Source organism: Pseudomonas sp. DG56-2 (genome assembly GCF_004803755.1).
In the GTDB taxonomy this organism is placed as follows: domain Bacteria; phylum Pseudomonadota; class Gammaproteobacteria; order Pseudomonadales; family Pseudomonadaceae; genus Aquipseudomonas; species Aquipseudomonas auratipiscis.
Genome location: NZ_CP032311.1, coordinates 3,082,626 through 3,095,418 on the forward strand (window position 1 = coordinate 3,082,626; position 12,793 = coordinate 3,095,418).

Sequence of the window (12,793 nt, forward strand, 5' to 3'; positions counted from 1 at the left end):
GGCCCGCCAGGGCCGGTTCAAGCACTGCGGTCTGACCTGCTAAGCTTCAGCCACAATCGTGGGCACAGGTAGTCAGGCGCTTGCAAACCGGATCTTCCCTTCTTGCTGTAATGCTTGCTCTGGCCCTGGCCTGGAGCCAAGCTGCGTTGTCAGCCCCTGGGCATGCCCTGACTGTTTATGGCGAGTCGCCTCGCTATCCTGCCTCCTTCCAGCACTTCGCCTACGCCAATCCCGACGCCCCCAAAGGCGGCAGCCTACGCCGCTCGGCGATCGAGATCGGCCAGTTCGACCATATCCTGCCTTATATCGACAAGGGCATCGGCATTGCCGAGGTCGATGGCTGGCTGTATGCCCCCCTTGCCGTGCGTTCCCAGGACGAGCCCTACACTGTGTATGGGCTGATTGCCCGCCAGCTTGAACGGGACCCCGATGGTCGCTGGCTACGTTTTTATCTGGACCCGCGTGCACGCTTTGCCGATGGCCAAGCCATTCGCGCCGAGGACGTACGCTACACATTTGAGCTGCTGATGCGTGAGGGCAATCTCAAATATCGCACGCAGTTTGCCGATGTCGAACGGGTGGAGATCGAAGGCCCCCGGCAAATTCGTTTTCGCTTCAAGAGCAATCAAAGCCGAACCCTGCCTTTGGATCTGGCTACCTTGCCAGTGCTGCCTGAACACTGGTGGAAAGACCGAGACTTCGCCAACGGCGGCGGTTTTGAAGCACCGCTGGGCAGCGGCCCGTACCGAATCGGCCGGATCGACAATGGCCGCAGCGTGACTTTCGAGCGCGATCCGCACTGGTGGGGACGCGATCTGCCGGTAAACCGTGGACGCTACAACTTCGACCACCTCACCATCGAGTATTTCGGTGATACCGAAGTCGCACGCCAGGTGCTGCGAGGCGGTGGCTTCGACTACAACCGCGAGTTCTCGGCGACGGGTTACTCGATCGGCTACAACAGCCCCGCGCTGAGCGACGGCCGCCTGCAGCGCGCCCATTTGGCCAAGGACGCACCACAGACCGCCCAGGGCTTTGTGTTCAATCTGCAGCGGCCGGTGTTCAAAGACCGTCGCGTGCGCCAGGCACTGGCCCTGCTGTGGGACTTCGAGTGGAGTAACCGGCAGATGATGCGCAACATGTACATCCGCCAACAGAGCTTTTTTGCCAACAGCGCTCTGGCGGCTCGTGCCTTGCCGGATGCCCAGGAGCTCAAGCTGCTTGAACCGTTGCGCGGGCAGGTCCCGGATGAAGTCTTCAGCCAGGTATTTCTGGCCCCTCGCACCGACGGCTCCGGGCTGATTCGCGACAAGCAGTTGCAAGCCCTTGAACTGCTGAGCGCTGCAGGCTGGAAGCCGGAGGGCGATCAACTGGTCAACGCCCAGGGCGAGCCACTGGCATTTACCTTTCTCAACGGCCAGGCCGGTTTCGAGCGTCTGTTGCTGCCATGGAAGCGCAATCTGGCGCAGATCGGCATCAGCATGGACATCCGCCGGATCGACGCCTCGCAGTACGTCAACCGCCTCATGGCTCGGGACTACGACTTGATCGTTACCGGCTACCCGGTGTCGCCTTCTCCGGGCCTTGAACTGTACAACTTCTTTGGTTCGGCAGCGGCCAACGACCCAGGCTCGAACAACTACATGGCGCTCCAGGACCCGGCGGTGGACCAATTGCTCGACGGCCTGGTCAAGGCCGAAAGCAAAGCCGACATGCTCCGTCACGCCCACGCCCTGGATCGGGTACTGAGCTGGAATTACTACTGGATTCCCAATTATTACCCACCAGGCTCCTCGACGGTGTGGTGGAACCGCTTTGGCCTGCCCAAGGTACAGCCGAGCAACGATGAAGGCCTGGACAGCTGGTGGGAAGTCAGCCCGACGGCGTTGACCAACGCGCAGATGGCCGAGCGTCTCAAGGAGCAGCCATGACCGCCTACATCCTGCGTCGATTACTCCTGATCATTCCCACCTTGCTGATCATCCTGCTGGTCAACTTCGTCATCGTCCAGTCCGCGCCCGGTGGGCCGGTGGAACAAGCCATTGCACGCTTGCAAGGCATCGGCGGCGGTGCGCCAGGGGCAAATGTCGAAGCCGTGCATGCCAGCTCCCGAGCCAGCCGCGGCCTGGATCCGAAGCTGATCGAGGACATCAAACGCCAGTACGGTTTCGACAAATCCGCCCCTGAACGGCTGTGGCTGATGCTCAGCCAATACGCCCGTCTGGATTTCGGCAACAGTTTCTTTCGCGGCGCCAAGGTAACCGACCTGATCCTGGAGAAAATGCCCGTGACCCTCTCCCTTGGCTTCTGGGCCACCCTGATCACCTACCTGGTTTCGATCCCGTTGGGCATTCGCAAGGCGATACGCCACGGCACCGCCTTCGACGCCTGGAGCAGCAGCCTGATAGTGATTGGCTACGCCCTGCCTTCATTCCTGTTTGCCTTGTTGCTGATCGTGCTGTTCGCCGGAGGCACCTCACTGAACTGGTTCCCGGTTCGTGGGCTGGTCTCGGAGAACTTCGACCAGTTGAGCCTGCTGGGCAAGTTGGCCGATTACTTCTGGCACCTGGTGCTGCCGGTAAGCGCTCTGGTGATCGGTGGCTTTGCCACCCTGACGTTGCTGACCAAGAACGCCTTTCTCAACGAAATTACCCGCCAGTACGTCATCACTGCCCGCGCCAAGGGCCTGAGCGAGCGTCGTGTGTTGTACGGCCATGTATTTCGCAACGCCATCCTGCTGGTGGTCGCAGGCATTCCCCAGGCATTGATCAGTGTGTTCTTCGCCGGCTCCTTGCTGATCGAGGTGATTTTCTCCCTTGATGGACTTGGACGCATGAGCTACGAAGCCGCCGTCTCCCGGGACTACCCGGTAGTGTTCGGTTCGCTGTTCATCTTTACCTTGTTCGGGCTGCTGATCCGTCTGCTGGGGGACCTCTGCTACACCGTGGTCGACCCGCGTATCGACTTTGCCACGAGGGCACACTGATGTTCAGTCTCTCGCCCATTTCGCGCAGACGCCTGCAGCGCTTTCGGCGCAATCGTCGCGGCTGGTATTCGCTGTGGCTGTTCGCTGTAATGCTGGTGTTGAGCCTGGGCGCGGAACTGGTGGCTAATGACAAGCCGCTGGTGATGGGTTACCAAGGACAACTGTATTTCCCGGCATTCAAGCGTTACACCGAGCAGACCTTCGGCGGTCAGCTGCCTTTTCAACCGGATTACCGCAGCCAATATGTGCAAAGGCTGATCAAGGATCAGGGCGGATGGATGCTGTTCGCCCCCGTGCCATTCAGTGCCGACACGCCCAATTACGACCTGCAGCAGCCCGCCCCTAGTCCACCTTCGACGACCAACTGGCTAGGCACCGACGACCAGGCCCGCGATGTATTGGCACGAGTGCTCTACGGCACACGGGTATCGATCCTGTTTGCCCTGGCGCTGACCTTGATCAGCACGGTGATTGGTATTGCCGCTGGCGCCTTGCAGGGTTATCACGGCGGCTGGGTGGACCTGATCGGCCAACGCTTGCTGGAGGTCTGGTCCGGCCTGCCGGTACTTTACCTGCTGATTATCCTCAGTGGCTTTGTCGAGCCGAGCTTCTGGTGGCTGCTGGGGATAATGGCGCTGTTTTCCTGGCTGGCCCTGGTGGACGTGGTGCGCGCCGAATTTCTTCGCGGGCGCAACCTTGAGTACGTGCAGGCCGCTCGCGCCCTGGGCTTGCAAGACAGCGGCGTGATCCTGCGGCATATCTTGCCCAATGCCATGAATGCCACCTTCACTTACTTGCCGTTCATTCTCACCGGCGCGATCACCACCCTTACCGCTCTGGACTTTCTCGGCTTCGGCATGCCCGCCGGAAGTGCATCGCTCGGCGAGTTGGTCAATCAGGGCAAGCAGAACCTGCAGGCGCCCTGGCTGGGCTTTACCGCGTTCTTTGCTCTGGCCTTGATCCTGTCACTGTTGGTGTTCATTGGCGATGCCTTGCGCGAAGCTTTCGATCCACGGGCATAATCGCAGCTTTCAAGCTCAAGAGAATGGCCCATGCCTGCCAGTGACAGCCTCAAGGATTACCAACAGGTGCGCCAACTGGCGATTCGTTCGCTGTTCGAAATCATCGAGCAGTTCAGCGAGGGCACCCTTATCGTCGACCGCGATGCGCGGATTGTGTGGATGAACGAACGCTACGCCCGCCGGTTTGGCCTCGAAGATGCAGCCAGCGTCATCGGCCAACCCTGCGAGAGCGTGATTCCCGGCAGCTTGATGCGCGAGGTGATCAGCAACGGTCGACCTATCCTCCTGGACATGCTCGACACCCCCAAAGAGCCATTGGTGGTGATGCGCCTGCCGGTCCACGACGCGCAGGGCGAGTTGATCGGTGCCATTGGTTTTGCCCTGTTCGATGAACTGCGCAGCCTGTCGCCGCTGCTCAAGCGCTACGCCAGCATGCAGCAGGAGCTGGCCTCGACCCGTTCGCTGCTGCGTGCACGCCAGGCCAAGTACAGCTTTGCGCAGTTCATCGGCACCAGCGCCGCCAGTCTTGAAGTCAAGCGCCGCGCCCGGCGCGGCGCCAGCAGCGACTCATCCATTTTGCTGCTGGGGGAAACGGGCACCGGCAAAGAGCTGCTTGCCCATGCCATTCACGCCGCTTCACCCAGGGCGCACAAGGCATTTGTCAGCATCAACAGCGCTGCCATTCCAGAAACCTTGCTGGAAGCCGAATTCTTCGGCACCGCACCCGGCGCTTTTACCGGTGCCGACCGCAAGGGCCGTCCGGGCAAGCTGCAACTGGCGGAGGGCGGTACCCTGTTTCTCGATGAAATCGGCGACATGCCGCTGCCATTGCAGAGCAAGTTGCTGCGGGTACTGCAGGAAAAGGAGTACGAGCCGGTGGGTTCCAATCAGATGATGCACAGTGATGTAAGAATCATCGCCGCGACCTCGACCGATCTTGGCGCGGCAATGGCGCGTGGCGAGTTCCGCGCCGACCTGTACTACCGGCTGAACGTCTTGCCGATTCATGTCCCGGCATTGCGTGAGCGCCTGGAAGACCTGCCCGCCTTGAGCGAAGCGATTCTTGAAGAGTTGGGCAGTCAGCACGAACTGGACGCCGAAGCGCAGGCGTTATTGGCCCGCCACACCTGGCCAGGCAACATCCGCGAACTGCGCAATGTGTTGGAACGCACTACGTTGCTGGCTGACCAGACGCAGCTGAACGCTCGGGACCTGCAGGCAGCCATGGGCAACTTCGAGCCGTTTGAGCGGGAAACTGCGCCAGTGAGTTTTAAGCAGGCCTGTGCCGATTTTGAGCGACAGTTGCTCGGTACAACCCTTGCCCGCTGCGCAGGCAGCGTGCCACAGGCGGCGAAGGAACTGGGGCTGGGCCGGTCTACCTTGTATAAAAAATTGGTTGCGCTGGGGCTTTCGTCTCAATAAAGAGACTTGAGTTTCTGATTTGAGATTACTTACCCAGGCTAGCCTGCTCCTAGCAAATGCGGCAGTAGTGACCTCGCCCTGCGAGATCTTCATCTCCATTTAGAGACAGACGTCGTTATAAAATACAAATTATTTATATAAATCAGTAACTTAGCTAGTTGGCACGATTCCCGCTATCTCCTGCAACCTACAAAAACAAGATGCACCCAAGGAGACACTCGATGAGTGTAATCATCGCCCTGGCAGCCCTCGCGCTGCTGATGCTGGCTGCTTACCGTGGTTATAGCGTTATCCTTTTCGCCCCAATCGCCGCCCTTGGCGCGGTACTGCTTACCGACCCTTCGGCCGTGGCCCCCGCCTTCACCGGCGTGTTCATGGAAAAGATGGTCGGCTTCATCAAGCTGTACTTCCCCGTGTTCTTGCTCGGCGCCGTGTTCGGCAAGCTGATCGAGTTGTCCGGCTTCTCTCGTTCGATTGTTGCAGCAGCTATCCGCCTGCTCGGCACCCGCCAGGCCATGCTGGTAATCGTATTGGTGTGCGCGCTGCTGACCTACGGCGGGGTCTCGCTGTTTGTAGTGGTGTTCGCCGTCTACCCGTTCGCTGCCGAAATGTTTCGGCAGAGCAACATCCCCAAGCGCCTGATCCCGGCGACCATCGCTCTGGGCGCATTCTCTTTCACCATGGACGCCCTGCCCGGCACCCCGCAGATCCAGAACATCATCCCCAGCACATTCTTCAACACTACGGCCTGGGCTGCGCCGTGGCTGGGCTTGATCGGCACCTTGTTCGTGTTCTGCTCCGGCATGCTGTACCTGCAACGCCAGCGCAACAAGGCCCAGCGTGCCGGCGAAGGCTATGGCACAGACCTGCGCAACGAGCCGGAAACTGCCGCCGATCTCAAGCTACCTAACCCGCTGCTGGCCCTGTCGCCGCTGCTGCTGGTCGGGGTGATGAACCTGCTGTTCACCCACTGGATTCCCGACTGGTATGGCAAGACCCACAGCCTCAGCCTGCCCGGCATGAGCACCCCAGTGCAAACCGATATCGCCAAGCTCACGGCGATCTGGGCGGTGGAAGCAGCCCTGCTGCTGGGTATCTTGCTGGTATTGGTGACAGGCTTCGGGGCGATCAAGAATCGTTTGGCCGAGGGCAGCAAAGCTGCGGTCAGTGGCGCGCTGCTGGCCGCGATGAATACGGCGTCCGAATACGGCTTTGGCGCGGTGATCGCCTCGTTGCCAGGGTTTCTGGTGCTGGCCGATGCCCTGCGCGCTATACCGAACCCATTGGTCAACGAAGCAATCACGGTAACCTTGCTCGCCGGTATAACTGGCTCCGCCTCTGGCGGCATGAGTATCGCCCTGGCGGCGATGTCGGACAGCTTCATCGCTGCGGCGAACGCGGCCAACATTCCTCTTGAAGTGCTGCACCGGGTTGCGGCCATGGCCAGTGGCGGCATGGACACCCTGCCGCACAACGGCGCGGTTATCACCCTGCTGGCCGTAACCGGTCTGACACACCGCGAAGCCTACAAAGACATATTTGGTATTACCCTGATCAAGACCCTGGCAGTGTTCGTGGTGATCGCCACTTTCTACGCGACCGGCATCGTTTAAGGAGCAATTGATGAATCTCACAGGCAAGACAGCAGTAGTGACCGGCTCCACCAGTGGCATCGGCCTGGGCATCGCGCACGTGCTGGCACGAGCCGGCGCCGATTTGATCCTCAACGGTTTCGGTGACGTCAACGCTGCCATCGCCGAAGTTGCCCGCCACGGTACACGGATCGGGCATCACCCCGCCGACCTGGGCGATGTTGCGCAAATCGAAGACCTGTTCGGCTACGCCGAACGCGAGTTTGGTGGCGTCGATATTCTGGTCAACAACGCGGGCATCCAGCACGTAGCGGCGGTGGAAGATTTTCCGGTGGATCGTTGGGACGCGATCATCGCGATCAACCTGTCTGCGGTGTTCCACGGTACACGCCTGGTGCTGCCGGGCATGCGCGCGCGCAACTGGGGTCGCATCGTCAACATTGCCTCGGTGCATGGCCAGGTCGGCTCCACCGGCAAGGCAGCCTATGTCGCCGCCAAGCATGCCGTCGTCGGGCTGACCAAGGTGGTTGGGCTGGAAACCGCGACCAGCAACATCACTTGTAACGCCATCTGCCCAGGATGGGTACTGACTCCGCTGGTGCAAAAACAGATCGATGATCGCGCCGCCAGCGGCATTGACCCGCAGCAGGTACAGCACGATCTGTTGGCCGAAAAGCAGCCTTCTCTGGCCTTTGTCACTCCCGAACACCTGGGTGAGCTGGTATTGTTTCTGTGTAGCGAAGCTGGCAGCCAGGTTCGTGGCGCTGCCTGGAACATCGATGGTGGCTGGCTGGCCCAATGACGGGCCGCTTGGGACCTGGCTGCGGCAGCGTCTTTTTTATCTGCAAGGAGGCCTTATGCGCCCAATCCCTTTCACTGCGTTGCTCACCCTGACCCTGGCACTCGGCACCTCGGTACAGGCCGCCAGCCTCAAGGACGTAGCACCTTACCCCGAGGCCGAAAAAGGCTTTACCCGTCAGGTCATTCACGTGCCTGAGCAAGCCGACGAGTCGGCGTTCAAGCTGGAAGTACTGGCGGGCAAGCAACTGCAGGTCGACTGCAACCGCCAGCACTTGGGCGGCACGCTGGAAGAAAAAACCCTGGAAGGCTGGGGCTACAGTTACTACCGCCTGGATAAAGTCATGGGCCCGGCATCCACGCTGATGGCATGCCCGGACAACCGCAAGCAAGAGGCCTTTGTGCCAGTCGTCGGCGACGGCTTCCTGCTGCGTTACAACAGCAAACTGCCGGTGGTGGTATACGTGCCCGAAGGTGTCGAAGTGCGTTATCGCATCTGGTCGGCCTCTGACGAGGTGAAGAAGGCCAGCGTCGAGTAAGGCGCTCAGGAGGCGCGGCGCGCCTCCTCTGATCGGCGAGATCAGGCATAATGCGCGGTTTTAGCGCGTTGCGAAGGTACCTCGAAATGAAAGCACAGGCCCGGCATATTCTGGTCAAGACCGCCGAAGAAGCCGAACAGCTCAAACAACGCATCGCCAAGGGCGAAGCGTTCGATGTGCTGGCCAAGAAGTATTCGACCTGCCCCTCCGGCAAACGCGGCGGCGATTTGGGCGAAGTGCGTCCTGGACAGATGGTCGGCGCGATCGATCAGGTCATCTTCAAAAAACCGCTACGCGTCGTTCATGGTCCGATCAAGAGCAAGTTCGGCTATCACCTGGTCCAGGTGTTCTATCGCGATTAAAGGCTGTCACGCCGACGCCCCGCGTACCGCTGGCGCTGGTCGGCGAGATCGTTGCGCAAGCCTGCGATCAGATCGGAAATTGCCCGGCTGCTGGTCAACTGCTCGGCATCGATACCGGTAACCAGCAGGTCAACCCGTTCGCAGGTTCGATCAAACACCTTAACCGTAAGGGAACGATCAGCGGCCAGTGTGCATTGGCAGCGTACGGGCAGAAAACTGCATTCAATGATGTTACGCAACTCCAGGGTCGAGAGCATGGTGATGTCTCCTTGGCAGAGGTGGGCAGCAATCCGTGTGCCCGGTCCAGCCATAAGCCTAGGACATTTCAGGCAACGCTCTCAGACCCTTTGTCTATAAGTGCCTACAACCCCACCTTGCGCGGTGGTTAGGCCCGGCGCGCCGCCAGCAGACCGATCCCCGCGCAGCCGAGCAATGTGGCGCTGACCCGATTGAACAAACGTCGCGGTCCGGGCTGATTGAACCAACGCTGCAGGTAAGCCCCCAACCAGGCATAGATTGCGATTGCAGCCCATTCCAGCAGCAAGAACAAACCGCCGAGCCAGACGAATTGCTCCGAGACCGGCACGGGACTATTCACCGTGACGAACTGCGGCAAAAACGCAGTGAAAATCAGGATCGCCTTGGGGTTACCCGCGGCAACGAAAAATTCCTGACGCCCCAGGCGCAGCACGCCGCCCTTGTGTTCGCCTGCCGGTCCGCTTTGACCAACAGGCGCCCGCCACAGTTGCCAGGCGATATAGAACAAGTAGAACGCCCCCACCACCTTGATGGTGAGGAACAGGTACTCGCTGGTGTGCAACACCACCGCGAGCCCCATCGCTGCGAGCATGATCATCCCCGCAAAGGCCAGCAGCCGGCCAACTCCAGCGACGCAGGCAGTACGCAAGCCGTAACGGCTGGCATTGTTGAGTGACAACAGGTTGTTCGGACCAGGCGCCATGTTCAAAGCAAAGCAGGCGGGAACGAACAGCGCGAGTAACGACAGGTCCATCAACAATCTCCAGCGGTTCGATCCGGCAGACTCCAGCCTGAGCGCCATCGCGTCAAGATACAGTTGAGCAGCAAAACTGTGTGTTTACTGTGCGCCCCCCTTGGAGGGACGGACACGCCCGAACGAAAGTGGTGTCGACTGACTCGCTACACGTTGGCCAGACTCAAGGTGTCCAAAGCCAACAAACTGAAGTGGCCACGATTCCAGCCACCCGTGTCGATATGCCAGATATTGCCCAGTACCCGAACCTCGCTCAGCGGCGTATGGCCGACGATTAATGCACGCAATCCGGCAATCGGTCGCTCGTCATCGGCCTTCAGGCGCCGACGCGACCATTGGCAGTACTCCTGCAGTTCATGGGGAGCCTGGCGTTGCAGTTGTTCACACATTTCGGCCCAACTGGCACACGGACAGTCGGCATGCAACAGCCCAACCAGCCCAGCAGACGTTTGCACCTCCAGGGCCAGCGGCATGCGCGCAAAGCGCTCGGCGAAACGTGCTTGCTCGTTGTCCGGCAGGTCGAGAAACCAGCCACCGCCAGCGGCACGATACTGGTCATAATCCAACCAGCCGCCACTGACATGGGTCACCGCCAGCGCTTCGTGGTTACCTTGCACAGCGTGAAACCATGGCTGGTCCAACCAATCCAGGACCTGGGGGCACTGCGGGCCGCGGTCGACCAGGTCCCCCACGCTGAACAATCGATCCACTGCCGAATTAAAACCGATCGCTGACAGCTGTTCTTGCAGGCGCTCGAAGTGACCGTGAATATCACCCACGGCGTAATCCCTGCCTTGCCGGTTAATGGCAAACTGCTCGATACGACTCACCCTGTTCTCCCCTAACCCACCATCCCTGGCAGGCGTACAATAAAAGCTGTGCACAGACTCGCACCTTGAGGTGAATCATGCGCCCTGTATTGATCTTTGTCGCCTTGAGCTTAGCCGTCACAAGCAGCCTGGCTCAAACACCGCCCGGCCCTTCGGTGGAGGTCATCTACGACAACCCCGAACACTTTCGCGATGCAAGCCTGGACAGTAATGGCTACGAGCGCGGCGCCGACCAGCAGGTGATGAAGGAGCTGCGCAGTTACCTGCAAACACTGGGCAAACGCTATCTGCCCCCCGGCCAGACCCTGCGTATCGATATCCGCGATATCGACCTCGCCGGTCGCTACGAGCCTTGGCATCGGCAGGCCTACAGCATTCGCTTCATGCGTGATATCACTTGGCCAAGTATTGACCTGCACTATGTACTATCGCAACAAGGCCAGCCGTTAAGTCAGGCCGATGCGCGGGTCACCGACAAGTTCTACCTGCAACGGCCGGGACGCAGCGCCAACAGCGATCGACTGTATGCCGAGAAGGCCATGCTCGAAGAGTGGTTTCGCAAACAGTTTGCCGTTCAGCATCAGAACTCGTCCTGAACCAGGTTCGCGATGGGCGGGCGCCAAAGCCCCAGGGCAGCCAGCACCGGAGCCGTAAGCACCGGGCCGGCTAGTTCAACTCAGCGTGGCTCAGGGTGCTCACTGGATACCGAGTTGTTGGCCTCTACATCGGCCAGTTCCTTTTCGACAGGCGCTTGATCATCGGCGGGCAATGGAATCTCACCTTCTTTGTGCTTGGGGTCGTGACCGCTCTCGCTGTCCGTTTTGCCGCCTACACCCTGCTGGGATGTATTGCCGGGTGCATTTTCATCAATGTCCATGCTGTTTCTCCTCTGCAGTCGCGCGGGAAATCCGCACATACACATGAGAGAAAGCACGACATATCAAGTGCCCGGAACTGGACGAGTGGTCGCTGGAGGAATATGGGTTTTTCTTGAAGTTTTGTGGAGCTTTGGTGTGTTGGTTAGACAGCGCCTGGTTGTCATTTTTAATATCAACCACCTTTTCTCAACAACAGCTGTCAGTGAGACGAACTTTATATGCAACCCTGGAAAAAGTGCGCCCTGAGCATCATCATCTCCCTCTCGGCCATCCTGTTATTCACTTATGCCATTTCAGGCACGCCTGACAACCCTGACGACCCCAGCGATACGCGCGGGATACCCGTTGCGGCTATGTATACAACGATAATAATCGTCCTCGGCCTGTTCTCCTGGGGCGCTTTGTTAATCGGCCTACTGGTGAACTGGCTGATCAATCCAGAATGGAGAAAATCCAGTTTATTTATCTCGCTGATTACCAGCCTACCGTTATTTTTAACCTCGGCTCTTGGGGTTTTCTGTGTGGCGGCATTCGCCAGTGATTCAGTCAGGGGAATATCCAGCGGTGCGCTGTTTTTTCTAGTGATGGTGTGCCTGCTCTGGAAGACCAAGCGATCAATATGACCACCCATCAGCCAGACGCCGCGCCACAAGCAGATCACTAGACTTCATAGGGGGGACGAAATCAACGCACCTCAATGCAGGAGATCTGTGATGAACAGAATATCTTGGCTTGCGTTGGTAGCAGCAGGGGCAATTTCTGGTTGTGCAAGCAACGCCCGGATTGTCGATGTCCCTCTCACTGCTACTTCTCAAAACGCAGAGCACATCGCTCGAGCCACCCTTAGCCCTGTGGGCGATCAGACCAGCATCAAACTCACCGTCGGTGGTGTTCCTCAGGATATGGCCGTGCCGAGCCGTCTTGACCCGGTTATTTATGCAGGTTCATGCCAACACCTGGGCGCATCGCCTGCCTATGACAGTCACCAGGCCAATAGCGTCGATTATCCGTCGCTAACACCCCGAACCCAACATTGGGCCCTGGCACCGGTAGCGCTGAGCGATCTGGCCAGAGGTGACTACGCGCTGCTCATTCGCAGCAGCCCGGCAGACGGCAGCCGTCCGTTGTTCTGTGGCGACATCCGCACTGGCTAGGCAACCGGCTGTTAGCGGCGCATTTCTATCTGAATAGCCGTGGATGACAGCGTGCCAGGCAAATGCGTTCACGAACCTTTCACAAGCCTCGGTGCATAGTCTCCCCTACTCCTCTTGAAACTTTTTAGCCCGCCTTTTTTGTGCGGGCTTTTTGTTGCCAGGGTTTGCGCCTCCGCACTCCCGGCACTATGACCCGAA

Annotated in this window: 15 protein-coding genes; 11 read left to right on the top strand and 4 right to left on the bottom strand. The window is 59.3% G+C overall.

Annotated elements, in window-relative coordinates; genetic code table 11:
* Window positions 1-110 precede the first annotated feature (110 nt).
* The 8 genes from D3Z90_RS13770 to D3Z90_RS13805 all read left to right on the top strand — a co-directional run bounded on the left by D3Z90_RS13770 (window position 111) and on the right by D3Z90_RS13805 (window position 8,721).
* Window positions 111-1,931, top strand: coding sequence for an extracellular solute-binding protein (locus D3Z90_RS13770; protein WP_136478957.1), 1,821 nt, complete (start codon window positions 111-113; stop codon window positions 1,929-1,931).
* Entirely contained in the window at window positions 1,928-2,986 is a 1,059-nt protein-coding gene (locus D3Z90_RS13775; RefSeq protein WP_136476413.1) for a microcin C ABC transporter permease YejB, read from the top strand. Before D3Z90_RS13770 ends, D3Z90_RS13775 begins: the two co-directional genes overlap by 4 nt.
* Window positions 2,986-4,008, top strand: a complete 1,023-nt coding sequence (locus D3Z90_RS13780) for an ABC transporter permease (RefSeq protein WP_136476415.1) — start codon at window positions 2,986-2,988, stop codon at window positions 4,006-4,008. The genes D3Z90_RS13775 and D3Z90_RS13780 overlap by 1 nt, the downstream gene beginning before the upstream one ends.
* A 30-nt stretch (window positions 4,009-4,038) precedes the next feature.
* Entirely contained in the window at window positions 4,039-5,430 is a 1,392-nt protein-coding gene (locus D3Z90_RS13785) for a sigma-54-dependent Fis family transcriptional regulator (protein ID WP_136476417.1), read from the top strand.
* A 221-nt stretch (window positions 5,431-5,651) separates the two neighbouring features.
* Window positions 5,652-7,043, top strand: a complete 1,392-nt coding sequence (locus D3Z90_RS13790; protein ID WP_136476420.1) for a GntP family permease — start codon at window positions 5,652-5,654, stop codon at window positions 7,041-7,043.
* Window positions 7,044-7,053: 10 nt separating this feature from the next.
* Window positions 7,054-7,824 (top strand): 3-hydroxybutyrate dehydrogenase, encoded by a 771-nt coding sequence (hbdH, locus tag D3Z90_RS13795; protein WP_136476422.1) that lies wholly within the window; start codon window positions 7,054-7,056, stop codon window positions 7,822-7,824.
* 55 nt (window positions 7,825-7,879) lie between these two features.
* Window positions 7,880-8,359 carry a serine protease inhibitor ecotin gene (eco, locus tag D3Z90_RS13800; protein ID WP_136476424.1) on the top strand — a complete coding sequence of 160 codons (480 nt, stop codon included), beginning with the start codon at window positions 7,880-7,882 and terminating at the stop codon, window positions 8,357-8,359.
* Between the two features lie 86 nt (window positions 8,360-8,445).
* Complete coding sequence (locus tag D3Z90_RS13805) at window positions 8,446-8,721, top strand: peptidylprolyl isomerase (protein ID WP_038611202.1); 276 nt, start codon at window positions 8,446-8,448, stop codon at window positions 8,719-8,721.
* On the opposite strand, the gene D3Z90_RS13810 is transcribed toward D3Z90_RS13805, so the two are convergent.
* From D3Z90_RS13810 to D3Z90_RS13820, 3 genes are all read right to left on the bottom strand, one after another.
* Window positions 8,718-8,978 (bottom strand): DUF1652 domain-containing protein, encoded by a 261-nt coding sequence (locus tag D3Z90_RS13810; protein WP_136476426.1) that lies wholly within the window; start codon window positions 8,976-8,978, stop codon window positions 8,718-8,720. The two genes, D3Z90_RS13805 and D3Z90_RS13810, sit on opposite strands and share 4 nt — an antisense overlap.
* 128 nt (window positions 8,979-9,106) lie before the next feature.
* Complete coding sequence (locus tag D3Z90_RS13815; RefSeq protein ID WP_136476428.1) at window positions 9,107-9,733, bottom strand: LysE family translocator; 627 nt, start codon at window positions 9,731-9,733, stop codon at window positions 9,107-9,109.
* A gap of 146 nt (window positions 9,734-9,879) precedes the next feature.
* Entirely contained in the window at window positions 9,880-10,563 is a 684-nt protein-coding gene (locus D3Z90_RS13820; protein ID WP_136476430.1) for a metallophosphoesterase, read from the bottom strand.
* A gap of 77 nt (window positions 10,564-10,640) precedes the next feature.
* Here D3Z90_RS13820 and D3Z90_RS13825 point away from each other — a divergent pair, with 77 nt between their 5' ends.
* Window positions 10,641-11,159, top strand: coding sequence for a DUF3016 domain-containing protein (locus D3Z90_RS13825; protein WP_136476432.1), 519 nt, complete (start codon window positions 10,641-10,643; stop codon window positions 11,157-11,159).
* An 80-nt stretch (window positions 11,160-11,239) separates the two neighbouring features.
* On the opposite strand, the gene D3Z90_RS13830 is transcribed toward D3Z90_RS13825, so the two are convergent.
* Window positions 11,240-11,440 (bottom strand): hypothetical protein, encoded by a 201-nt coding sequence (locus D3Z90_RS13830; RefSeq protein WP_136476434.1) that lies wholly within the window; start codon window positions 11,438-11,440, stop codon window positions 11,240-11,242.
* A 219-nt stretch (window positions 11,441-11,659) separates the two neighbouring features.
* Between D3Z90_RS13830 and D3Z90_RS13835 the strand changes: the two genes are divergently transcribed.
* Both D3Z90_RS13835 and D3Z90_RS13840 read left to right on the top strand, forming a co-directional pair.
* Entirely contained in the window at window positions 11,660-12,064 is a 405-nt protein-coding gene (locus D3Z90_RS13835) for a hypothetical protein (RefSeq protein ID WP_136476436.1), read from the top strand.
* Window positions 12,065-12,154: 90 nt separating this feature from the next.
* Window positions 12,155-12,595 (top strand): hypothetical protein, encoded by a 441-nt coding sequence (locus D3Z90_RS13840; RefSeq protein WP_136476438.1) that lies wholly within the window; start codon window positions 12,155-12,157, stop codon window positions 12,593-12,595.
* The last annotated feature ends 198 nt before the right edge of the window (window positions 12,596-12,793 follow it).

Coding starts and splice junctions, on each gene's coding strand:
- D3Z90_RS13780 (WP_136476415.1), top strand. CDS start 2,986: ATGTTCAGTCTCTCGCCCATTTCGCGCAGACGCCTGCAGCGCTTTCGG.
- D3Z90_RS13815 (WP_136476428.1), bottom strand. CDS start 9,733: ATGGACCTGTCGTTACTCGCGCTGTTCGTTCCCGCCTGCTTTGCTTTG.
- D3Z90_RS13825 (WP_136476432.1), top strand. CDS start 10,641: ATGCGCCCTGTATTGATCTTTGTCGCCTTGAGCTTAGCCGTCACAAGC.
- D3Z90_RS13785 (WP_136476417.1), top strand. CDS start 4,039: ATGCCTGCCAGTGACAGCCTCAAGGATTACCAACAGGTGCGCCAACTG.
- D3Z90_RS13810 (WP_136476426.1), bottom strand. CDS start 8,978: ATGCTCTCGACCCTGGAGTTGCGTAACATCATTGAATGCAGTTTTCTG.
- eco (WP_136476424.1), top strand. CDS start 7,880: ATGCGCCCAATCCCTTTCACTGCGTTGCTCACCCTGACCCTGGCACTC.
- D3Z90_RS13805 (WP_038611202.1), top strand. CDS start 8,446: ATGAAAGCACAGGCCCGGCATATTCTGGTCAAGACCGCCGAAGAAGCC.
- D3Z90_RS13775 (WP_136476413.1), top strand. CDS start 1,928: ATGACCGCCTACATCCTGCGTCGATTACTCCTGATCATTCCCACCTTG.
- D3Z90_RS13770 (WP_136478957.1), top strand. CDS start 111: ATGCTTGCTCTGGCCCTGGCCTGGAGCCAAGCTGCGTTGTCAGCCCCT.
- hbdH (WP_136476422.1), top strand. CDS start 7,054: ATGAATCTCACAGGCAAGACAGCAGTAGTGACCGGCTCCACCAGTGGC.
- D3Z90_RS13835 (WP_136476436.1), top strand. CDS start 11,660: ATGCAACCCTGGAAAAAGTGCGCCCTGAGCATCATCATCTCCCTCTCG.
- D3Z90_RS13830 (WP_136476434.1), bottom strand. CDS start 11,440: ATGGACATTGATGAAAATGCACCCGGCAATACATCCCAGCAGGGTGTA.
- D3Z90_RS13790 (WP_136476420.1), top strand. CDS start 5,652: ATGAGTGTAATCATCGCCCTGGCAGCCCTCGCGCTGCTGATGCTGGCT.
- D3Z90_RS13840 (WP_136476438.1), top strand. CDS start 12,155: ATGAACAGAATATCTTGGCTTGCGTTGGTAGCAGCAGGGGCAATTTCT.